Genomic DNA, 21,205 nt, shown 5'->3' with positions numbered 1-21,205 from the left:
TTATTGATTTAAAGTGAGGTATTGAAGCTCGATTGCACTTTCGTTCAGTTTCAAAAGGGCATCTGTGTAATTGCTTTTGAGGGCAAGCGTTTGGTTGATGAGCATAACAAATTCCAGATAATTGATTTCCCCATTCGAGAATTGTTTCTGAGCGGTTTCGGTAATGATTTCTGCATTTTTCAGCTCCGAAGACTCGTAACGGTTTACAATTTCCAGGTTGGTTTGATAAATTTGCCTGAGTTGCGTTGCTTTTTTATTCAAAGAAAATTCGGTATTTATCCTATCATTTTCGGCAATATTTTCCGCCATTTTAGAAGCTTCAATTCTGGCTTTTTGCCCGCCCGAAAAAATCGGAACAGAAATACCTAACATAACCGAATGAAATTGTGGCGTTGCATTGTAGATTTTATCATCTGCTCCGGTTCCTTTGAATGAATTAAGATTGTACGCCAATTGAAGCCCGGGAAGCAATCTGGACTTTTCGACTTCCGTTTGTTTTTCAGCAACCGTTTTCTGCTGTTCCAACATTTTCAGTAAAGGATGTGAAGAAACTTCTGGATTTGAAAGATTAGTTTTGGATGTTTCCAAAGGAAGATATTCAACATCAGAATTAAGCAACCACTGCAACTGCAATTGAAGCGTTTTGACTTCCTGCTGAATTTGTTTTAACTGAATATCAATCGCCGATTTCTGGTTGGACGCTGTTGCTTTTTCCAAGACGTTGCTTTCTCCGGCTTTTAAACGAAGGCTTGCCTTCTCCAAAAAATTAGAATATAATTGTAAGGCTTCATTCAGCAATTTTTCCTTTTCTTTCCAATACACCAATTGAAAATAAGTCTGGCTTACCAATTTTTTCAATTCAAATTCTTTCAGAGAAACGTTTAACTGGCTTTTTTTCCATTCTTCGGTGTACAGGTTTTTCTGTTTTTTATAGACCGTCGGAAAAGCAATGCTTTGCGAAACCCCGAATTTCATATCCTTATAGGCACTGTTGATTTGTCCGTAATCCGCGCTAACCGAGGTTTGCGGAATATCGGCAGTGGATGTTTTTATCAGTGCTTTGGCAAAATCGGAACGCAGCTTTTCGTTTTTCAGATTCCGGTTATTCTGAACCGCAAGATTAATAGCTTCATCCAGAGAAATCGTAGTTTGTGCATTGAGTTTCACACTGCCAATCATTAGGATGAATATTAAAATCGGCGTGATAGTTTTAGTTTTTGGTTTTTTCATCTTAAATCCATTTTCGATATTGATGTACAAAAGCGGCAAAACAAACAGTGTGAGAAAGGTTGCGAGGATCAGTCCGCCAATGACTACCGTTGCCAAAGGTCTTTGTACTTCTGCTCCTGCCCCGTTGCTGACTGCCATCGGGATAAAGCCGAGCGATGCCACACAAGCCGTCATCAGAACCGGGCGTAAACGGCTTTCGCCACCATCTACCACAATTCTTACGATATTTCTGATTCCTGATTTGTGAAGCCGGTTAAATTCTGAAATCAGGACAATCCCATTGAGAACCGCAACACCGAACAGGGCGATAAATCCGACTGCTGCACTGATACTGAAAGGCATTCCTCTCGCATTCAGCAGAAAAACGCCGCCAATAATGGAAAGCGGAATAGCGGTATAAATCAGCAGGCTTTCTTTGATGGATTTAAAAGCCAGAAACAGCAGCACGAAAATCAATGCTAAAGCCAGCGGAACTGCGACCATCAGCCGTTGTTTGGCATTGTTGAGATTTTCAAACGAACCACCATAGGTCATAGAATAACCTGCAGGTAATTTAATTTGTTTGTCCACTTTTTGTTGCAATTCTTCCACAATGCTTTGCACATCCCGGTTTTTGATGTTAAACCCGACCACAATTCTGCGTTGTGCATTTTCCCGCTGAATCTGGTTCGGACCTTGTACTACATCAACCTTGGCAAGCTGGTTCAAAGGAATCTGATTGCCTGCGGGCGTTGGGACAAGGAGATTTCTAATATCATTGATGTTTTTCCGGTCATTGGAATTAAGCCGAACCACCATATCAAAACGTTTTTCACCTTCGAAAACCAAACCTGTGCTTTGTCCTGCAAAAGCCGTATTGATGATACGATTGACATCCGCCACAGAAAGATGATACTGGGCAATGGCAGGGCGATTGTATTCCACCACCACTTGTGGAAGCCCGGAAACCGGCTCTATATAAAGGTTTTGCGTTCCTTTTACAGTTTCGATGATTTTACCGAGTTTATTGGCATTTTGCACCAAAGAATCCAGGTTATCACCGAAAATTTTGATGACCACATCCTGCCTTGCTCCGGTCATCAGCTCATTAAACCGCATGGCTACAGGATATTGGAAACCAACCGTAATACCGGGAACATCTTCCAGTGCTTTGGACATTTTTTCCGACAATTCAGGGAAAGTTTTGGCAGAAGTCCATTCTTTTTTGTCTTTCAGGATGACCATCATATCCGAAGCATCCATCGGCATTGGGTCGGTAGGGACTTCTCCACTTCCGATTTTGGTCACCACTTTTTCCACTTCCGGAAAACGTGTTTTCAGGATATGAGCGGCTTTTTGGGTGCTTTCAATCGTAGTCGTCAGATTACTTCCCGGCAAAACCCTTGTATCTACTGCAAAATCACCTTCTTCCAGGGACGGGATAAATTCGCCTCCCATTCTGCTCATTAAAATAATGGCCGCAATGAAAAGAACAGAGATAACGGCAAAAATCGTTTTCGGAATTTTGATGACTTTCAGCAATGTTTTTACATAAACCCCTTCAATTTTTTTCATCATCCTGTCCGAAAAGGAAGGTTTTAAGCTTCGTTTTTTCAATAAAACCGAACTCATCATCGGAATATAAGTAAGCGAAAGCAGGAACGCTCCAAGCAAAGCAAAAGCGACGGTTTCTGCCATTGGGCGAAACATTTTCCCTTCGATTCCCTGCAATGTGAGAATCGGAATATAGACTATGAAAATGATAATTTGCCCGAAAACGGCACTGTTCATCATTCTTCCGGCAGATTCTGTAACCATACCATCCATTTCGTTTGTGGGAATTTTTGCCAGATTCCTGAATTTTTTATTGAGCATCAACTGATGTAAAACCGATTCTACAATGATGACTGCTCCATCGATAATCAATCCAAAATCCAGTGCTCCCAAGCTCATCAGATTTCCACTTACGCCGAAAAGATTCATCATACAAATGGCAAAAAGCATCGCCAACGGAATAACTGATGCCACTAAAAGTCCGGCTCTGAAATTCCCAAGAAATAAAACCAGCACAAAAACAACAATTAAAGCGCCTTCCAAAAGATTCCTTTCTACGGTGCTGATGGCGTTGTTTACCATTTTGGTTCGGTCTAGGAATGGCTCAAGAACAACACCTTCGGGAAGCGTTTTCTGAATTTGAGCCACTTTGGATTTGACATCTTTGATGACCTGGCTGCTGTTAGCACCTTTCAGCATCATCACCACCGCTCCGGAAACTTCACCATTATCGTTATAGGTCATCGCACCGTAACGGGTGGCGTAACCTGTTTTTACATCTGCCACGTCACGTATAAAAAGCGGAACATCGTTATTTTTATTGGTAATGGAAATATTTTGAATGTCTTCTATATTTCCCACCAAACCTTCGCTTCGGATATACAAAACTGTTGGTCCTTTTTCGATGTAAGCTCCTCCTGTATTTTGGTTGTTGGCATTGAGTGCATCAAAAACATCGTTGATGGTAATTCCATAAGCGTTAAGTTTATCAGGGTTTACAGCAATTTCATATTGTTTGAGCTTTCCTCCGAAACTACTGACTTCGGCTACGCCTTTTACCTGAAGCAATTGCCTGCGGACAATCCAATCCTGAATGGTTCTGAGTTCTGTAATATTATATTTTTGCTCGTAGCCTTTTTTCGGGCGGACAACGTATTGGTAAATTTCGCCAAGACCTGTAGAAATAGGTCCCAATTGTGGATTCCCAATCCCTTGCGGAATTTCTGACTGTACCTGCTGCAATCGTTCTGCAACCTGTTGTCTTGCCCAATAGACATCTACGCCATCGTCAAAAACAATGGTCACAAGCGAAAGTCCAAATCGGGAAAAACTGCGGATTTCTTTCAGTCCGGCAATATTGGAATTGGCCTGCTCGATGGGGAATGTAACCAACCGTTCTATATCTGTTGCACCAAAAGACGGCGCAATGGTAATAACCTGCACCTGATTGTTGGTAATATCCGGCACGGCATCTATCGGCAACTTTGTCACCTGGTAAGAGCCTACACCAATCAAACCAAGAATCAGTAATGCTATAATGAGTTTGTTCTTTACAGAAAACTCAATGATTTTTGTAAGCATATTTAATTCTGTTAATCGTAAAAAATAATTGAATGTGATTTTATAACTGCCAATGAATTATTGACAGAAAACCCGACACCTAAAAAAATGTATAGATGCCGCTTTCCGAATTTTTTCAAAAACAGTAATATCAGATGAATGAACTCACCTGAAAAAAAATCAAAAAAGATTAACAGAATTTCGGAGGCTGCCAGACGGCATTGATGATCTCCCCGCTCAGATATGCATCATTGTATGAAGCAATTTTCCGTTTAACGACGGGTAAATTATGATTTTCAATTTCAAACCATACCGCAGAACCCGGGGTAAAAACAATGGTTAAAAAATCATTATGGCTAATAAAAGGCAATTTCTGATCCTGTTCGTAATCATCATCATGCGGATGATTTTGCAAATGATTCCCTGCATAGTGAAGCTTCAGAAAATCCAAAACAGATATATTGGAATTTTTAGCTTTATGTTCAAAAAAGTGTTCTACCAAAACGGGAAATTTCAGCAACTGGTAAAGCTCTGTTGTAGCACAGAGATATAAGGAAAGTAATATGACCACCAAACACTTTTTCACTTTACAAAGATATTAATAATCAGGTATTTTTTATTAAGTTTTTCTATTTTATAATATTTCTAAAGAAGTAAAATATATTCTTAAAAATTGTTAATTTCTTTATTCGTAGTATTGTTTCTTTAGCCATAAACTTGCCCTTACCAATAATATGAGTACCGGAACTTCCACCAGTGGGCCGATAACGCCCACAAATGCCTGTGGCGAATGAATGCCGAAAACCGCTATTGCTACGGCTATTGCCAATTCAAAATTGTTTCCTGTGGCTGTAAATGCGATGGATGCGTTTTTATCGTAAGGAACTTTAAGGGATTTATTGATAAAGAAGCTCACAAAAAACATCAGTACAAAATAGATGATTAGCGGTATGGCTACTTTTATTACATCCATTGGCAACTCTAATATTTTATCGCCTTTCAGACTGAACATTAATACTATCGTAAACAGTAAAGCATATAATGTAATGGGCGATATTCGTGGTATAAATTTCCGGTTATACCATTCTATACCTTTTGATTTTACAAGGAAGTAACGGCTTAAAAAACCTGCCAAGAATGGAATGCCTAAATATATCAATACGCTTTCGGTAACATCTTTCATTGATACGCTTACATTGAAATTGGCTAATCCTAATTTTGCAGGTAATACATTGATGAATAACCAAACCAAGAAGCTATAAGAAAGTATCTGAAAAATGCTGTTTAATGCAACTAACATAGCTGTATATTCTCTGTTAGCTTTAGCTAAATCACTCCACACGATAACCATTGCAATACACCTTGCCAAACCGATAAGAATTAAGCCTGTCATATAATCGGGTTCGCTCCGTAAAAACAAAACTGCTAAACCGAACATCAGTACCGTGCCGATAACCCAATTCAGCAATAAGGATATACCGATTACTTTTTTATCCTTAAATGCCATAGCTAATAATGAATAATCAACCTTTGCCAATGGCGGGTACATCATCAGTATTAAACCTATTGCCAACGGAATATTTGTAGTACCTGCGGATAGAGCATTTGTAATTTTTGAAATACCGGGAAAAATATATCCCAATCCTATACCTACTGCCATTGCAAGGAATATCCATAAGGTAAGGTATCTGTCTAAGAATTTTAGTTTTGGTTGCATCGGCTACATTTTAATCATTGAAAAAGCATAAAAAATTTCCGTTGCTATCTGCAAACTTCTTTCTGTATATACCTGCACCTGCTCCGGTGTATTATCTGAAATTTTAGGGTCTTCAAATGTGATAGGTATTCTTTTTTCCGCACCTGCGATAAACGGACATCCGCCATCTGCCTGAGAACAGGTCATAATGGCTGCGAATGCTGATACAGGATTGAAAGGACTATCGTATTTTTTAGAAAAGCCAATTATCGGTTGGGAATTATCACTATATTTTATGGCATACACAGGATTAGTGCCATCATTTATTTTGAAAATATTAAATCCCTGATTGGATAAAGTTTCTGCTACTTTAGGAAATAATGCCGTTTCTTCTGTTCCACCTGAATAACAATGCACATTTGGGATAGCATAGTGTTCCGCTGCTACCTGTGCCCAAACTTGCGATAAATGGCTTCTTCGAGAATTGTGGGTACAAATGAAATTGATATTTATTTCTTGTCTAATATTTACTTTTTGCTGTACAAAATCTATCAGTGGTTGTAATGTGCTTTTGCGTTCCTCACTGATATTTTGAAAAGTAGTAACATTGTTTATTGTTTCAACTAAATTCTTATACATTTTGATTGATTTATAGGGTTTAACAGCATCCCGAATTAGGTGTACAGCAAGCACCATTCAGCTCTGATAATTTTACTTTTTGTTTCTCTGTTGGAATACCACAGGCATCCTGAGCTAAACAAGCTGTTGTTTTACTTTTAAGTACGAAAGTTTTTCCGTTAAAATCCAAATCATATTTTCCGATAGTATCACTTTGGTATTCTACTTCAATTTCGGCATCTTCAATACCCAATTTTTCTTCGGACAGTTTGATGATGTTTAATAATTTGGCTGGCTTTAACCTGTGTTCAAAATCGTCAGCATTCCATAGCGGAAAGTTCACCACTTTTTCATTGCGGATTACACCGCCACAATCAATAAAATTCTTATTGATTTGCCCCACTTCGGTAACGTGGAAATGTTCCGGTACAAATGTTCCGTTGTCCAATTGAAATTCAACATTCTCTAATGCTGGTAAGATTTCTTTGATTTGTTCAAGTGTCATATTGATTTATTTTTAAAGGTTTTCACGAACCGCAAGCGGTTTTTGATAGTTTCATATTAACTGAATTTTAAGTAATTATTATATGTTATATTGCAATATAACGATGTTAAATATAAAAAAAATGCTATCCACAGCATTGAGTTATTTTTACCTCCTGATTGAAAAATGCATTAAATTCCTCTTGAATTTCGTTCCATATTTTTTCATCAATACAATAGCAAACAGATTTTCCTTCAATCGTTCCCTGAACGATACCGATGTTTTTTAATTCCTTTAGATGTTGTGAAATAGTTGCCTGTGCCAACCCCAATTCCTCAACCAAATCGTTACAGATGCAGGCATCTTGATTGATGATATATTGAAGTATAGCAATCCTTGCAGGATGTGCCAAAACCTTAAATCGAGAAGCCAGCTTATTCTGTTGGTCTGTAAATATTTCTGATTTGGTAAGTCCCATAGTTTACATTTTATTATCGCAATATTACGATAATTAATCTTAAATGACAATATTTTCTGTTTAAATCAGGGCAGCTATTCCTATACGTTCAAGGGTAAAAACCAGCGATGAAATTTCTCAACATAGTAGAGAAATTTCATCGTTATATCTACTAACAGTAGAAAAAGAAAATTGTTGAAATACAGAAAGATTAGCCCGTTCTATAGGGATTGATAAATGGAACGTGCTCTAAGAAAAGGTGATTGAGCAAATTGAAAACTGAGCTGGTTGCCGTTGAGCGGAAGATAGGTTATCCATTACTCCTGAAACTAAAGATGACCTAAAAAATATAGTATCAAAATTAAGGACAATACAACTTTGTCTTCTGGGTAGTTAAGATTTATGTAAGCCTGACTTGGACACTAAAATGATAGCAAGTCTGGGGCTTGAAGCCTGCATAAAATGTATATTTGCAATAAGAATTAGAACACAAGCACATGTCAGATATATTCTCAAACGATTTATCAAAAAAAATTTCTGTCCTATTGAATGAAGCTCGCCAAAGGGTACTTCAGACCGTAAATCATACGATGGTTGTAACTTATTTTGAGATTGGACGGATGATCATTGAAGAGGAGCAAAATGGACGAGAAAGAGCCGATTATGGAAAGCAATTGATCTCAGAATTATCTCGAAATCTGACACAGGAGCTCGGAAAGGGATTTTCAGTGACTAACCTGCAACAAATGAGGCAGTTTTATCTTGTTTATTCAAAACAGCAGACAGTGTCTGTTATTTCTGAAAAACAACAGAAACCGTCTGCTGAATTCAGATTAAGCTGGTCACATTATCTAAAATTGATGCGAATTGATGATGAGTTAGAAAGGAAATTTTATGAAATTGAAGCATTTAAGAACAATTGGAGTCTTAGGGAACTTAACAGACAGTATGATTCTGCTTTGTACACCAGGCTTGCATTAAGTCAAGATAAGAACGGAATTTTAAAGCTTGCTGAAAAAGGCCAGGTTATCGAAAAGCCACAGGACGTTGTAAAGGATCCTTACATTTTAGAGTTTATTGGACTTCCAGAGCAAAGTGTATATTGAGAAAATGAACTGGAACAGAAGCTAATCGATAAGCTAGAACATTTTTTATTAGAACTGGGAACCGGATTTACTTTTGTAGCAAGGCAAAACAGAATAAGCTTTGATGATAAACATTTTAGAATCGATCTGGTTTTTTATAACAGAATCCTCCGATGTTTTGTCTTGATCGATCTTAAAGTAGGGGAATTGAAGCACCAGGATATAGGGCAAATGCAGATGTATGTCAACTATTATGACCGAAAAGTAAAACTTGAAGATGAGAATAAAACAATCGGAATAATACTTTGTCAAAATAAGAGCGAGGCCGTGGTCGAATTCACACTTCCAGATAATAACACCCAAATCTTTGCAAGTAAATATTTAACTGTTTTACCAAGCAAGGAAACGTTAATTAAACTCATCGAAACTGAAGAGTAGAGTCAGCTTACTTTTGTAATCTATTATCTTCGTATTTTGTCCTCTCAGTTTTCAGAGAAACCAGCCATTCAAGATACATATCTTCGGGCATACTTCTGTAACCAATCTTATGGATGTGGGCATATTCCTTATTCATCAGATCATATAACTCTTTCGCTTTGGGATTGCCTAATACTGCCTGAATATCTTTTGTGTTTTGTTCCTTCATTATTCTTTGGAACAGTCTTTTGTGAGTATCCGCCTGCAAGAGTAAAGCGTTAGCTAAATAAGGATGAATCTGGATTGCTCTTTCAGCACATTTCAAAGGAAAACTTCCATCGTTGTCCGGAAAGCTCCTGTTGTAATCATTTGCCAAATCAACTAATAAAAGTGCGAGGCTTTCTTTGTTGCTGAGAGCTTTCATAAAAACACCATTTTGAATGGCATCTAAATGGATAAATCCTGAAGCCATTAACCAACTGTCCTGCGGAAATATTCCGCTTGTAAGTTCAGTATTATACCAGCCGAGTGATTTTATATTATGTTTTATATAAATATGATTTGGAGCAAGTGCGAGATTAGCATCAACACCCAATTCCTCTGCTAAAATCTTATAGAGATACGGCATCGAATTGCAGTTGCCTTTATGAGTTATGAGAAGTTTAGAGACAAATAGATTAGACTGTTCTTTGTGTCCAAATACATCTTCAAAGTCATATACAAAAGGTTTATATCTTACCGTATCATTTCCTAAGATTATTGGAGTTGCTTCACACATCACAGTATAGATGGAAGCATACTTGTTTACTTTGGCTTCGTCTTTTTCAGAATAAGTGAGCTTTCGGTTTTGCAACAAAAGATTACAAAAATTTTTGATGAACCTGATCTTATTATTGAGTTCTATGGTATCTAATTTTCCTTGGTAATATGCATTTTCAACATAAAAGACTCCTTCTTTGAAACTGTATTTCTGCTTATCGGCAAGCATATTATAAATAGTTTCATAAGCGTCAGAATAAAATTTGTTTTCTTGGGATTTTACGGACTGTCCGATTATAATTAAAAGTAATGCAAAGAGTTGTTTTATATAATATTTGGACATTATTCTACAAGGTCTAAAATTTTCCATTTTTTTTCTTCATTCTCTGAAATCCAAAATTTATTGATCTGTTCTTCTCCATTATCATATATTAATTTTTCCTCTATTAATTGCTTCTTTTCCTCTTTATTATAGATAATCCGATTAAATACACGTTCTACATTTTTGAAGTTAGGCATTCCATTGTCCTGTAAATTTTCAATAAAAGCTAATTTTAATAATTCTGCTGTTTCCTGTATTAATTTTTCCTCTACATCCTTTCCTGTTTCTAATAAGACATTTATAGCCTCCTTATAAAAATCTTTGCAAGATAAAGCTCCCTCTAAAGAATGTTCTGTATAAAAATTCTCTAATGAAATAAGAGCTCCTTCAGGTGTAGATAAATCCGGCTTAAAAAAATCATTTCCATTATCTATCCTCAAACCAAAATCTATATCAAAGTTTATTTTTTCTTCGTCAGATAAACTATCTCTATAAAACCTGATAGTATAACCGCCGATTAATCTGCCTTTTTCTACCAACATCCAATCAATTACACCATCTGCAGAAACATTCTTTTTTCCATTGTTTTCAGGTAATATCCCACTGAAAAAATTATTTTCATACTTTACGGTTTCCAGCCATACATAGATACCTTTTTCATCCTTAAATTTTACTGCATTGTAATCAAAAGATCGCTTTTCTAATTGATTTATAAAATGCCAAAGCGTATTTTTAGCTTTATACAATACGTATAAATACTCATTGCTTACTTCTATTTTTGCTTTATTATTCATACATACTATATTTTAGATACAAGTGTCATATTCTTTTGGTTTGGGTGTTGGAAACATAATCGCAGGTCTTTCTTTTTCTACGGTGGTATTATCAACTTTAGCAGAAGGAGCATTTTTAAATTTGAGATCATTAATTTTTGTATCAGGATTAGATTTAATAATATCGGACACTTTATCTTTTATATTTCTAACGCCATTCAATGCATCAGATTTCGGAACTTCTTTTAGAAGTTCCGAAATCTGATGATTGTATTTTGATCTTTGGCTTCTTTAACTATTTAATTATTTTTAAATTGTCGAGGAATAATGTGATGTTCCTGAGTTTTTGTTGTTTCTCCGGTTTTTGTAGCCACTTCTACAACGGTAGGCTTTATAGAGGAGTTTTCAAACATCGGCATTAACCGAAATAATCCCCAACAACAACTTTCAACAGCATCTTCAGTAGCCATTCCTGTTGGGTCTACATTCCGAATAGGGTTTTGAAAAGCATAACTATATGGTGACCAGCTCGGAAATTCCTCACTCAAGGGGTCAGGGCTCATCCACATTCCGTGAGTGTCGCCGATTGGCTGTGCATCAGGATCAGATAAATCAATATCCAGAACTTCTATAACTTCTGTTGTTTCGTATTGTATTTTACAGAACCAATAACCACAATAGAATCCTTATCGTGAAATTCCAGATACTTTCCTTTGCTCAAAGTAGCGACTTTCGGGTAATATCCATATTTTGCAAAAGGATTGCCTGCCAGAATATTTTTTCTTCTGCGTTCAGCTTCCTGTGGAGTTAGAGAATCTCTGGTTTTCAGAACCTCATCCATATACCGACGGCTTCGTTCCTCTTTTGTGAGCTTTACGGGATTTACCCATTCTTTCTCAGTTTTTGTCTTTTCAGTTTTCTTCTTAATCTGTGCCTGAAAAGAAACTGTCAAAAATAAACAAGTAAAAAAATAGAATTTTTTTCATAGTTATATTTTGTTATTGGTAAAATTATAAATATTCTTTCGGAATCACATAAGTTTTCGGAGCTTCTTTCTTCGGTGTAATTGTTTGCTCTTTCTGCTTCTGTAATGCTTCCTTTCTTTTTTGTGCTTCTATTGCCTGTATTCTTTCTAAAATCTCATCACTTTCCTGCTTATTTTCTGCCTTTTGCAAAGAACCGAGCCACTTTTCGTATTGCTCCGGAGGCATCTGTGCAAATCCCGACTGGTCGATATAATCAAACTGCCCGTTGATATTTCTCAGTTGTAAAACCAACTCCGGGAAATGTTTAATGTTCTGCAAATCTTCCTTATCGTGAGGATTGATTCCTACATTATTACACGCTTGTATAAACCGTTCCTGATTGAGATTGGATTCCGAAAGCACTGCTCCGATGTTATTGAGATTCAGTTGTTGAGCTTTATCCAAAATCTTTCCGACAAATTCATCATAACCGAACTTATGAATGTATCCGCTAGCCAAATCCGTATAAGTCTGGGAAAGTATTTCTTTCTTGGTCAGATTCTGCATATACATTTTATTTTCCAGGGCTTCGGATTTGATATAACCATTATTCAAAACGAAGGAATTTGCCGTGAACATTCCATTGGTAAGTTCCACGTTCAGAGTTTCACCATCATTATCTGTAAATCGGATATAAGAATGATTCGGGGACATCACCAGTGATGTCTTTTGCGAAATATTTGAAAAGAGTGAAATTTTTTGAAGCATTATCATCATCTGAAATTCCTTTTTTGTTGATTTCGGTTTGAATGATTTTTGTTGCTTTTTGAATGTAGTTCTGATAGGTATTCTGAAAATTTTTATCGTTGTTGTAAAAAGCGTTTTCAACCAAAAAAGTTGCATCAGCAATTGAATAATTGTCAGGATTGAGCTTTGACAGGCTTTCAAAAGCGGAATAGTACGCCGTTGCTCCTGCTTTATCCGATAACGAAGGTAAAAAATAAGTTTTAGCAAATTCCTTTTCCTGCTGTTGGTAGTAAATTTGATGTTGCTGCTCTTCAATTTGTGCGTTAATAACTTTTTGTGTTTGGTCTATCAATGTTTCATTTTGCTTTTGAAGAGCTATATTTCCTGATAAAGGAACATTCATTTTATTTTTAACACTGTAACTTGACATATTAACCACATCCGGCGGACTAAAAACAGTAGATGGTGTAATATTATGTGGTGTGGGCAGATTAGGAATCTGTGCAAATCCTAATTGACTAATAAATAGGCAGGTGAATAGAAAATAATTTTTTTTGCATTTCATTAGTTATTTGTTTTTTGTTGGTATAAGTTTAATAAATTTTTCAGAAATATGAAATAGTATTTCTACTTGCTTTTATAGTTATTAATAAACTTATCATTACATTCATTAAATAAAAAAAAGAGCGTGAATTGACATCACTCTCCGTTCAGGTTACTCGAATAACCCACTAAAGATATGACGCAAAACACGCCTCGCAAGGGCACATCTCATAATCATATTTCTTTAGTATTTATATTTCGAGTATTTGAACGAAGAAAATGATTTGCTTAACGTAATATTTTAATATATAAAAACTACGGATTCAACATGCGCATTTAATATTAATAGTGACTAAATAAATTGCCAAAGATTGTTTCTGTACTAATTTTATCTCCAGTTTTTCCAAAATTTCAGTGACCTGATTCTCCACTGCATTATGGATCACCAAAAATACAAAAGAGAATAATTTATTCATAGAAAACATTCACTAAAAAAACACCGCAAATAATTTTTACGGTGTTTAGTTATTTAGTATAAATAATAGCTACCCTATTGCCTTCAACTTTTCTTTTTCCTGTAGAACAATTTTCAAGGCTGACATATCTTCACTTATTTTTTTGTCCAAAATTTTAGCGTAATGCTGGGTGGTCTTGATGTTCTTATGCCCGAGCATTTTGCTGACACTTTCTATTGGTACCCCATTGGATAAGGTCACAGTTGTAGCAAAAGTATGGCGTGCGATATGATATGGTATGTAAGTTCTTTGTTAATTCCACATAGGTCTGCGATTTCTTTGAGATAAGCATTCATCTTCTGATTACTGAGAACGGGAAGGAGCTTTCCACTATTCAGGCAAGAAGGGTGGTTTCTGTATTTATCAATAATCTGCTCTGCTTGAGGCAGTACCGGGATATTGGATGTTGTTTTGGTTTTCTGACGTTTCGTATAAATCCACTTATTCCCATCTAAGCCTATGCTTACATTATCATTGGTTAATTTCTGTGTATCTATATAAGCTAAGCCAGTAAAACAACTGAACAGAAATATATACCTAACCTGTGATAATCGCTCATTTTTAAAATCTTTATTGAAAAGTTTTTCTATTTCCTCCTCATTTAAAAATACTCTGGTCACTTCATTAAAAGTGGAACTATAATTAAGGAACGGATCTCTATCAATCCAACCATTTGCAATACAGAATCTGGCGCTGATCAGTTTTCTTGGCCTTATCGGGTCTGTTATTCTTATTCTTAATCCTGTTTTAGCCGGAATTTCTCTGGTTGTTATAACAGCTGTGGCATTTATTTTTTCAGGTATCTCTGCAATAATTCTTGCATTCAATCTCAAAAAACTGAAAAACTATCCAAACAAAATCAGCAAAGAGTTGAAAGACAAAATTGAATCACTTAAAAATGAATATCATAATGAACTTAATAAATAAAACTTTTTCATAGGCATATTTATATTTTTTCTGAAGTCATGCACAATCGCCTCTTCATGGGTGATTGGTTTCCAAATCATGGCGATTTCATATATTTGTCTTTTAAAGATTAATTTATCTAACATTTCAAATGGGATTATTACAAGGTAAAGTTGCCATCATTACAGGCGCAACAAGAGGTATCGGGAAAGGTATTGCAGAAGTTTTTGCCAAAGAAGGCGCAAAAATAGCAGTCACCTACGCCGGTTCTGTAGACAAAGCAAAAGCATTAGAATCAGAATTAAGTAATATTACAGAAATCAAAGGCTATCAGTCCGATGCGTCGGATTATGATGCTGCCCAAAAGCTGGTAGAAGATGTATTGGCAGAGTTTGGGACGATTGATATTCTGGTAAACAATGCCGGGATTACCAGAGATAATCTGATGTTAAGAATGTCCAAAGACGATTGGGATACGATTATCAAAGTTAATTTGGATTCTGTTTTTAACCTGACCAAAGCGGTTATCAAGCCAATGATGAAGGCCAAATCGGGCTCAATTATCAATATGACTTCTGTAGTAGGCGTTAAAGGGAATGCCGGGCAGGCCAATTATGCGGCTTCTAAAGCTGGTGTTATTGGTTTTTCTAAGTCGATTGCATTAGAATTAGGATCCAGAAATATCCGTTGCAATGCCGTGGCACCAGGTTTTATAGAAACCGAAATGACGGCCGCCCTTGATGAGAAAACCGTACAGGGATGGAGAGATGGTATCCCGTTGAAACGTGGTGGACAGCCGGAAGACGTGGCTAATGCCTGCGTTTTCTTAGCAAGTTATATGTCTTCCTACATCACCGGCCAGGTTCTGAATGTTGACGGCGGAATGCTGACATAATAGAATTTAATATTCAATAAAAAAGACTTTTGATTTCAAAAGTCTTTTTTATTGTCTTAATGCCAGGTAAATTATTTTTACTCAATATAAATAACCTCTCGTATAGGCTTTTTTCATCCTAAGCCTAATCAGGAAAAGAAGAAATAGTGCTAATTTTGAGTTTCTATAAAATTTTGTAATGAAAGTAGCACTCTTTATCCCCTGTTATATAGATCTGATTTACCCCAAAGTCGGTATTGCCACACTTGAGCTTTTGGAGCGATTGGGCGTAGAGGTCACAGTACCTTTGCAGCAGACTTGTTGTGGACAGCCTATGGCCAATGAGGGCGATCAGAAACATTCTATAAGGACAGAAACTCAGTTTTGTGAAAATTTTAAGGATTTGAATTTTGATTATATCGTTGGGCCGGCAGGGAGTTGTGTCAAGCACGTCAAGCTCCATATGGATGCAATTCCTCAAACCGAAACTGTTACAGAAATCCGTCACAAAACCATAGAATTAGTAGAGTTTTTACACGATGTTCTCAAGATAGAAGAATTCCCTTGGGCAGATTTCCAGCATACGGTGGCTATCCATAATTCCTGCAGTTCTATCCGCGGCTTACACATTGCATCCCGTTTTGAGTGGCAGGAACCTTACTTTAATAAAACCGAAGATCTGTTAAAGAAGGTGTCAGGAGTTAAAGTAGAAACGATTGACAGGCCACAAGAATGCTGTGGCTTTGGTGGGACGTTTTGTGTAACCGATGAAGCGGTGAGTGCCAAGATGGGGCAGGACAAAGTTGCTGATTACACAAGGCATAAAGTAGAATATGTAGTTTCGCCGGATATGTCTTGCCTGATGCATCAGGAAGGCATTGCCAAAAGAGAAAAGTCAGACCTCAAATTTGTACATATTGCTCAGGTTTTGAATAACGGACCATTCTAAAAATCACAAACAATGGGAAAAGTAAACGTAGAAGATAACGCCCGCAAGTTCATCAAGCAGGATGATGTTCACGAGGCTCAACACGACAAGAATCTTTACAATACAATTATCAAGCGTGGTAAAGTATCCTCTGAGATCCCGGAATGGGAAGAGCTTAGGAATCTGGCTTCACAAATTAAGGAACATGCGCTGACGCATCTGGATCACTACATAGACCAGTTTGCAACAAAAGCAGAGGAAAACGGTATCACAGTTCATTTTGCAAAAGATGCCGATGAACACAACGCTATTGTTTTTAATATTCTGAATTCTCACGGCGCAAAGCGCATCATCAAAAGCAAATCGATGCTGCAGGAAGAATGCGGGATGACGCCTTTTCTTGAAGAAAGAGGAATTGATGTCCTGGAGACCGATCTGGGTGAACGAATCCAGCAACTATCGGACGAGCGCCCAAGTCATATTGTAATGCCTGCCATCCAAAAAACGACAGAAGATATTGCCAAACTATTTGCAGATAAAATTGGTACGGATCCCAACGATGATGATCCGCATTCTCTCGCAGAAGCAATGAGGAACAATGCCCGGCCCAAATTTTTGGTGGCAGATGCCGGGATGACAGGCGCCAATTTTGCCGTTGCCGAAACCGGTACTTTTGTAGTCTGTACTAATGAAGGTAATGCCGATCTTACTGCAAGCATTCCACCGCTTCATATTGCAAGTATTGGTATAGAAAAGATCCTGCCGAAGGTAGAAGATCTGGGTGTTTTTATCAGACTACTTTCCCGCAGTGCTTTAGGGACGCCGGCAACGCAGTATACTTCTCATTTTTCAGGCCCAAGAGAAGGATCTGAGATGCACATTGTACTCACAGATAATGGTAGGAGCAAACGATTGTCTATGGACAAATTCTGGCATTCTCTCAAATGTATCCGTTGTGGTGCCTGTATGAATACCTGCCCGGTGTACAGAAGGAGTGGCGGATTGTCTTATGGTGCTACTTATTCCGGCCCGATTGGGATTATTCTGGATCCTACTTTTGATGAAGACACCTATTCAGAATTACCTTTCCATTCATCGCTTTGCGGCTCGTGTACAGAGATTTGCCCCGTTCATATTAATATTTCGGACCAGATTATCGAGTGGCGCAAAGTGATGATGGAGAAAAAGAAAACACCTTTTGGCAGAAGGCTGGCATTTGCTGCTGCTGACAGAATGCTGGGCAGTGCAACTGCTTTTAAAATGATGGAAAAGACCACTTACAATATGCTGAATATTCTCCCAAAATCTCTATTGGAAAACAGCACGTTGGATCCTTGGGTAGAAGACCGTGAATTGCCTGACGTGAAAAAAGAAACCTTCAGAGACTGGTACAAAAAAAACCGAAAAAACAATGACTAAAGAAGAATTACTGAGTTCGGTAAGAACCAATCTTGCTAACCGCGAAAAAGTGGATTATCCCGCCATCCCGGATTATAAAAAGCCAGGGACAGATCTTAAAGCTGTTTTTGAAATTAACGCCAAAATTGCTGCCGTCGATTTTTATGATGTCGCATCGGTAGAAGAAGCGCAGGAAATTATGCGAAAAAAGCTTCCTGATGGTAAGGTCACTTGCTCTGCAACGCCTGAATGGAGAGGGAATAAAGATATACACGTGCAAAAGCCCGCGGATCTTAATGATGTGGATTTGGGTATTTTCCGTGCAGAGTTTGGTGTGGCGGAGATGGGAATGGTCTGGGTCTCCGAAAAATCTCTGGTTACCAATTCATTAGGTTATTTATCTCAACACCTCGCTGTTTTGCTGGATCCTGAAGATTTGACCGAAAATATGCATACCGCCTACAAAAGAGTAGATTTTCCACACTCACATTATGGCTGTTTTGTGATGGGGCCATCTGCAACAGCGGACATCAGCGCCGTTTTGGTACACGGTGCACAGGGCGCACGGACATTGACTTTGTTCTTTCTGAAAAAACCTGTGCCCTAAAATGACAATTAACGGAAAGCTTTACAGCAACATCCTTTTGGTTTTTGCTCTGGAATCAGAAGCCGGAAAAGAATTTGAGAGTTTTAATAAATTGTTTGTTGGTGTAGGAAAAATTAAAGCGACTTATCATCTTGTAAAAGCCATTCAAAAATCTAAGCCAGATCTCATAATCAATTTGGGAACAGCAGGAAGTACAGTTTTTGACAGAGGAACTATTGTTAACTGCAACCGTTTTATCCAGCGGGATATGGATGTAAGAGCATTGGGTTTTAAGAAATTTGAGACGCCATTTTCTGATGAACCAATTCTTTTGGAATATGGAATTAAAACAAGCCATCTCCCGAACGGGATCTGCGGTTCCGGCGACCAATTCGAAATGGAACATAATAACCCCGAATACAACGTTATTGATATGGAAGCCTTTGCACTTGCGAAAGTCGCCGAGCAGGAACAAATCGATTTTCTGTGTTTGAAATATATTTCTGATGGAGCAGACGGAAATGCTGTTGCTGATTGGACACAAGAAGTCAAAAAAGCTTCAATCGCATTAAAAAGAGAACTAGATAGTCGTTCCTTAACAAAACCCACTATTTAATTTATTTTTAAAAACAGGATTAGAAAACAGCATAATTTGTATCTTATAAAATAAGAAAATAATTTTCTGTTTCAGTAGTTTCATCATTTTCTTCATGTTCCAAGCGGTTGCAGCTAGTAATGCATTGATTTGTGGTCCCGTTTCTCCCATGAAGTAATTTTTTGCCAGCCTAAAATCGGTTTTTAAATGTCCGATGATAGGTTCTATTGCCGCTCTGGTTCTAAATTTTTTGCGCTTTGTCTGCTTTTGATAAGCGGTGTCTTTTTTTCTTGGAGTGCTTGGGATGGAGATTTTCACGCCCTTTATTTCTGATTTTCCTCTGCCACCTCTATCGTAAAGGAGTTCTTTTGGGAGCTTTTGACCACCAGTTTCCATCTGTTCCAAAAGTGGTTCTATGGTGTGACCATCGTAAGGAGTTTGCAAAAATGCTTTAATCCCGAGAATGATTTTCTTGCCTTTGTTGGCGGTGGTTATCAAACCTACCTTATTCCCAAATTCATACTGGCTATGCGCTTTTCCTTTGGCAATACATCGGGTAAAAGGCTTGTGAATGCTGTAAATTTTATCGGCATCGTTTCTTTTTTGTGTGACAACCTTGGTGTACAATGTCATTAAATCTTTATAAAATTCTTGCTGTTCTGCATTAAAATTCCGTTGCAATTCACGAATCAGTCTCATGGCGATGGTTTTGAGCTGTCTTTGAGATTTCCTTGCCGCTTTTGCCCGCTTGGGATGTTTTCCGTTGTAGGTGTTACGCACCATTTGTTTGCTGACTTTTGTGTAGCGTTGTCTTTGTTTTATGCCTTCATTTCCGGCTATTTTGTTGCAATAATCGATCACTTTTTTGCACAATTTTGCATCGGTAGGAAAAGAGGTATTATTCTCCTGAACGGTAGTATCGGACAAAACAAAATTTGAGGTGTTCGTCTTGGCATCGTGCATTCTTACGCTGTAGGCAAAGATTTTTTCGATGCCTTTTTCGCCAATTCTTTTTCGGAAATGAACAAAATTACTCGGGTCACAAGGAAATTCGTGTTCAAAGAAAACCCTGCCACAAAAATACTGCATATAAGGATTCATGATCCAGGCTTTTTCCAACGTCTCATCGCCCAAATTATACAATGTTTCAGTAGCAAACAACCCACCATAAACCGAATCGGATGGCTCGGATTGCCCACTTTGGAATACAAGGGCGAAAATTCTTTCTCAAAATAATTCCAATCTATTTTTTCTGAAAGTAGAACAAGTTCATGCTCGTGGTCAATAAAATCCACCAACATTGGGCGGAATAATTCTGGCTTCTTTTCTGGATTTTTCCCCAACATATTTGCAAGGTTTTAAAGCTCTAAGATACAAATTCTTGCAATAAAAAACAAGCTATTTTAAACCCAAAATACTAATAATCAGTAAATTATAGGTGGTTTAAGGAGAGACTAAATAACCTCTATCTCCGATTAATGTGCAATTGTTTATTTGATGCTTTATGTCTTGCAAAAAATGGATATCATGAATGCTTGCAGTAGAAATATCAAAACTTTGAAATATTCCTGAAACAGAACATATAGCGTGTAATTTGTAACCATAATAATAACTCGATTGAGAAGCGCAATATCCTTTGCTTGGAAATGAAAATTCATCTTCTTTACAGATTTTAGAGCGGTTTGCTCTTGCGTTTTTGCAAATTTCTAAAGGCATTGAATCTACAATAAAAATGCTTTCAATATCATGAAATCTTTCAACCATAATCTTTCTGATATTTTCCATATGCAAGAAGAGTTTTCTTTTCCTGCGATTATAAACACTTCTTTCTATCATTCCTTTTAGTTTTGAATTTGAAAGATATCTAAATAACTGATATTCTGAATCTAATGATAAATATTCTGCAGAAATATTTATGGCAATAAGTTCTAAATCACTCAATTTTGGTTTAATAGGTTTAAAATAAAAATTCTCATTTAAGGTTAATTTTCTTAATTCATTTAAAATAAAATCGTAAATTGCATCTAGTTTATTCATAGTGTGTTCGATTGGTAGTCAATACAATATACGATTTTTTTCGTATTATGAATAACCTTTTATAATGCACTACGAGTATTTGTTAGAAACTCAGGATCGTCAGTGGTCCTGAGTTTTTTTATTTTAAACTATAAATAGTCAAAATTCATTGATTTTTTCCTAAATTAGCCACTGTTA

At 37.1% G+C, this 21,205-nt stretch carries 22 protein-coding genes and 2 pseudogenes; 8 read left to right on the top strand and 16 right to left on the bottom strand.

Annotated features, from left to right (window positions below; translation table 11 throughout):
• From FDY99_RS15835 to FDY99_RS15810, 6 genes are all read right to left on the bottom strand, one after another.
• Complete coding sequence (locus FDY99_RS15835) at window positions 1-4,344, bottom strand: CusA/CzcA family heavy metal efflux RND transporter (protein ID WP_139422743.1); 4,344 nt, start codon at window positions 4,342-4,344, stop codon at window positions 1-3.
• A 169-nt stretch (window positions 4,345-4,513) separates the two neighbouring features.
• A complete protein-coding gene (locus FDY99_RS15830; RefSeq protein WP_139422740.1) occupies window positions 4,514-4,909 on the bottom strand; it encodes a hypothetical protein in 396 nt (131 codons plus the stop codon).
• 99 nt (window positions 4,910-5,008) lie between these two features.
• Entirely contained in the window at window positions 5,009-6,040 is a 1,032-nt protein-coding gene (gene arsB, locus FDY99_RS15825) for an ACR3 family arsenite efflux transporter (RefSeq protein WP_139422738.1), read from the bottom strand.
• 3 nt (window positions 6,041-6,043) lie between these two features.
• Window positions 6,044-6,658, bottom strand: a complete 615-nt coding sequence (locus tag FDY99_RS15820) for an arsenate-mycothiol transferase ArsC (RefSeq protein ID WP_139422736.1) — start codon at window positions 6,656-6,658, stop codon at window positions 6,044-6,046.
• Window positions 6,659-6,677: 19 nt separating this feature from the next.
• On the bottom strand, window positions 6,678-7,142 hold the full coding sequence (locus tag FDY99_RS15815) for a DUF6428 family protein (protein ID WP_139422735.1): 465 nt from the start codon (window positions 7,140-7,142) through the stop codon (window positions 6,678-6,680).
• 124 nt (window positions 7,143-7,266) lie between these two features.
• A complete protein-coding gene (locus FDY99_RS15810) occupies window positions 7,267-7,599 on the bottom strand; it encodes an ArsR/SmtB family transcription factor (RefSeq protein ID WP_139422733.1) in 333 nt (110 codons plus the stop codon).
• A 476-nt stretch (window positions 7,600-8,075) separates the two neighbouring features.
• On the opposite strand from FDY99_RS15810, the gene FDY99_RS23380 reads away from it, so the two are divergent.
• Window positions 8,076-8,684 (top strand): DUF1016 N-terminal domain-containing protein, encoded by a 609-nt coding sequence (locus FDY99_RS23380; RefSeq protein ID WP_228448809.1) that lies wholly within the window; start codon window positions 8,076-8,078, stop codon window positions 8,682-8,684.
• A 9-nt stretch (window positions 8,685-8,693) separates the two neighbouring features.
• Complete coding sequence (locus FDY99_RS23375) at window positions 8,694-9,101, top strand: PDDEXK nuclease domain-containing protein (RefSeq protein WP_228448947.1); 408 nt, start codon at window positions 8,694-8,696, stop codon at window positions 9,099-9,101.
• Window positions 9,102-9,108: 7 nt separating this feature from the next.
• Here FDY99_RS23375 and FDY99_RS15800 read toward each other — a convergent pair whose 3' ends face one another.
• The 8 genes and pseudogenes from FDY99_RS15800 to FDY99_RS23555 all read right to left on the bottom strand — a co-directional run.
• A complete protein-coding gene (locus FDY99_RS15800; protein WP_228448808.1) occupies window positions 9,109-10,209 on the bottom strand; it encodes a hypothetical protein in 1,101 nt (366 codons plus the stop codon).
• Window positions 10,182-10,955 carry a DUF2314 domain-containing protein gene (locus FDY99_RS15795; protein ID WP_139422729.1) on the bottom strand — a complete coding sequence of 258 codons (774 nt, stop codon included), beginning with the start codon at window positions 10,953-10,955 and terminating at the stop codon, window positions 10,182-10,184. The genes FDY99_RS15800 and FDY99_RS15795 overlap by 28 nt, the downstream gene beginning before the upstream one ends.
• Window positions 10,956-10,967: 12 nt before the next feature.
• A complete protein-coding gene (locus FDY99_RS15790) occupies window positions 10,968-11,156 on the bottom strand; it encodes a hypothetical protein (RefSeq protein ID WP_139422728.1) in 189 nt (62 codons plus the stop codon).
• 77 nt (window positions 11,157-11,233) lie between these two features.
• On the bottom strand, window positions 11,234-11,497 hold the full coding sequence (locus tag FDY99_RS23230) for a hypothetical protein (protein WP_185148737.1): 264 nt from the start codon (window positions 11,495-11,497) through the stop codon (window positions 11,234-11,236).
• A 65-nt stretch (window positions 11,498-11,562) separates the two neighbouring features.
• The gene (locus FDY99_RS23225; protein WP_185148736.1) at window positions 11,563-11,886 is read right to left on the bottom strand and encodes a hypothetical protein; all 324 of its coding nucleotides are present in this window, start codon (window positions 11,884-11,886) and stop codon (window positions 11,563-11,565) included.
• Window positions 11,887-11,944: 58 nt separating this feature from the next.
• Window positions 11,945-12,613, bottom strand: coding sequence for a hypothetical protein (locus FDY99_RS15780; protein ID WP_139422726.1), 669 nt, complete (start codon window positions 12,611-12,613; stop codon window positions 11,945-11,947).
• Window positions 12,576-13,211 carry a hypothetical protein gene (locus FDY99_RS15775; RefSeq protein WP_139422724.1) on the bottom strand — a complete coding sequence of 212 codons (636 nt, stop codon included), beginning with the start codon at window positions 13,209-13,211 and terminating at the stop codon, window positions 12,576-12,578. Before FDY99_RS15775 ends, FDY99_RS15780 begins: the two co-directional genes overlap by 38 nt.
• Window positions 13,212-13,734: 523 nt before the next feature.
• Window positions 13,735-14,393: pseudogene (locus tag FDY99_RS23555) on the bottom strand (site-specific integrase); the annotation flags it as partial.
• Between FDY99_RS23555 and FDY99_RS23650 the strand changes: the two are divergent.
• The 6 genes from FDY99_RS23650 to FDY99_RS15740 all read left to right on the top strand — a co-directional run bounded on the left by FDY99_RS23650 (window position 14,368) and on the right by FDY99_RS15740 (window position 19,012).
• On the top strand, window positions 14,368-14,631 hold the full coding sequence (locus FDY99_RS23650; protein ID WP_139423834.1) for a DUF308 domain-containing protein: 264 nt from the start codon (window positions 14,368-14,370) through the stop codon (window positions 14,629-14,631). The pseudogene FDY99_RS23555 and the gene FDY99_RS23650 overlap by 26 nt on opposite strands.
• A gap of 130 nt (window positions 14,632-14,761) precedes the next feature.
• The gene (gene fabG, locus FDY99_RS15760) at window positions 14,762-15,505 is read left to right on the top strand and encodes a 3-oxoacyl-[acyl-carrier-protein] reductase (RefSeq protein WP_139422722.1); all 744 of its coding nucleotides are present in this window, start codon (window positions 14,762-14,764) and stop codon (window positions 15,503-15,505) included.
• 178 nt (window positions 15,506-15,683) lie between these two features.
• Window positions 15,684-16,433 carry a (Fe-S)-binding protein gene (locus FDY99_RS15755; protein ID WP_076782926.1) on the top strand — a complete coding sequence of 250 codons (750 nt, stop codon included), beginning with the start codon at window positions 15,684-15,686 and terminating at the stop codon, window positions 16,431-16,433.
• Window positions 16,434-16,445: 12 nt separating this feature from the next.
• Entirely contained in the window at window positions 16,446-17,831 is a 1,386-nt protein-coding gene (locus FDY99_RS15750) for a lactate utilization protein B (protein ID WP_139422720.1), read from the top strand.
• Window positions 17,824-18,417, top strand: a complete 594-nt coding sequence (locus FDY99_RS15745; protein ID WP_139422718.1) for a LutC/YkgG family protein — start codon at window positions 17,824-17,826, stop codon at window positions 18,415-18,417. Before FDY99_RS15750 ends, FDY99_RS15745 begins: the two co-directional genes overlap by 8 nt.
• A 1-nt stretch (window position 18,418) precedes the next feature.
• Window positions 18,419-19,012 (top strand): 5'-methylthioadenosine/S-adenosylhomocysteine nucleosidase family protein, encoded by a 594-nt coding sequence (locus FDY99_RS15740; protein WP_139422716.1) that lies wholly within the window; start codon window positions 18,419-18,421, stop codon window positions 19,010-19,012.
• On the opposite strand, the gene FDY99_RS15735 is transcribed toward FDY99_RS15740, so the two are convergent.
• Together FDY99_RS15735 and FDY99_RS15730 are read right to left on the bottom strand one after the other, a co-directional pair.
• Entirely contained in the window at window positions 18,992-20,152 is a 1,161-nt protein-coding gene (locus FDY99_RS15735; RefSeq protein WP_228448807.1) for an IS5 family transposase, read from the bottom strand. The two genes, FDY99_RS15740 and FDY99_RS15735, sit on opposite strands and share 21 nt — an antisense overlap.
• Window positions 20,153-20,446: 294 nt before the next feature.
• Window positions 20,447-21,028, bottom strand: a pseudogene (locus FDY99_RS15730) (IS982 family transposase); the annotation flags it as partial.
• Between the last annotated feature and the right edge of the window lie 177 nt (window positions 21,029-21,205).

It is taken from the genome of Chryseobacterium mulctrae (genome assembly GCF_006175945.1).
In the GTDB taxonomy this organism is placed as follows: Bacteria; Bacteroidota; Bacteroidia; order Flavobacteriales; family Weeksellaceae; genus Chryseobacterium; species Chryseobacterium mulctrae.
The sequence above is the reverse complement of the archived record's forward strand: the minus strand, read 5'-3'. Positions and strand labels throughout refer to the sequence as shown.

Excerpts from the sequence above, each read along its gene's own strand:
- FDY99_RS15835 (WP_139422743.1), bottom strand. The coding sequence starts at position 4,344 with ATGCTTACAAAAATCATTGAGTTTTCTGTAAAGAACAAACTCATTATA.
- arsB (WP_139422738.1), bottom strand. The coding sequence starts at position 6,040 with ATGCAACCAAAACTAAAATTCTTAGACAGATACCTTACCTTATGGATA.
- FDY99_RS15820 (WP_139422736.1), bottom strand. The coding sequence starts at position 6,658 with ATGTATAAGAATTTAGTTGAAACAATAAACAATGTTACTACTTTTCAA.
- FDY99_RS15815 (WP_139422735.1), bottom strand. The coding sequence starts at position 7,142 with ATGACACTTGAACAAATCAAAGAAATCTTACCAGCATTAGAGAATGTT.
- FDY99_RS15810 (WP_139422733.1), bottom strand. The coding sequence starts at position 7,599 with ATGGGACTTACCAAATCAGAAATATTTACAGACCAACAGAATAAGCTG.
- FDY99_RS23380 (WP_228448809.1), top strand. The coding sequence starts at position 8,076 with ATGTCAGATATATTCTCAAACGATTTATCAAAAAAAATTTCTGTCCTA.
- FDY99_RS15800 (WP_228448808.1), bottom strand. The coding sequence starts at position 10,209 with ATGGAAAATTTTAGACCTTGTAGAATAATGTCCAAATATTATATAAAA.
- FDY99_RS15795 (WP_139422729.1), bottom strand. The coding sequence starts at position 10,955 with ATGAATAATAAAGCAAAAATAGAAGTAAGCAATGAGTATTTATACGTA.
- FDY99_RS23230 (WP_185148737.1), bottom strand. The coding sequence starts at position 11,497 with ATGAGCCCTGACCCCTTGAGTGAGGAATTTCCGAGCTGGTCACCATAT.
- FDY99_RS15780 (WP_139422726.1), bottom strand. The coding sequence starts at position 12,613 with ATGTCCCCGAATCATTCTTATATCCGATTTACAGATAATGATGGTGAA.
- FDY99_RS15775 (WP_139422724.1), bottom strand. The coding sequence starts at position 13,211 with ATGAAATGCAAAAAAAATTATTTTCTATTCACCTGCCTATTTATTAGT.
- fabG (WP_139422722.1), top strand. The coding sequence starts at position 14,762 with ATGGGATTATTACAAGGTAAAGTTGCCATCATTACAGGCGCAACAAGA.
- FDY99_RS15755 (WP_076782926.1), top strand. The coding sequence starts at position 15,684 with ATGAAAGTAGCACTCTTTATCCCCTGTTATATAGATCTGATTTACCCC.
- FDY99_RS15750 (WP_139422720.1), top strand. The coding sequence starts at position 16,446 with ATGGGAAAAGTAAACGTAGAAGATAACGCCCGCAAGTTCATCAAGCAG.
- FDY99_RS15745 (WP_139422718.1), top strand. The coding sequence starts at position 17,824 with ATGACTAAAGAAGAATTACTGAGTTCGGTAAGAACCAATCTTGCTAAC.
- FDY99_RS15740 (WP_139422716.1), top strand. The coding sequence starts at position 18,419 with ATGACAATTAACGGAAAGCTTTACAGCAACATCCTTTTGGTTTTTGCT.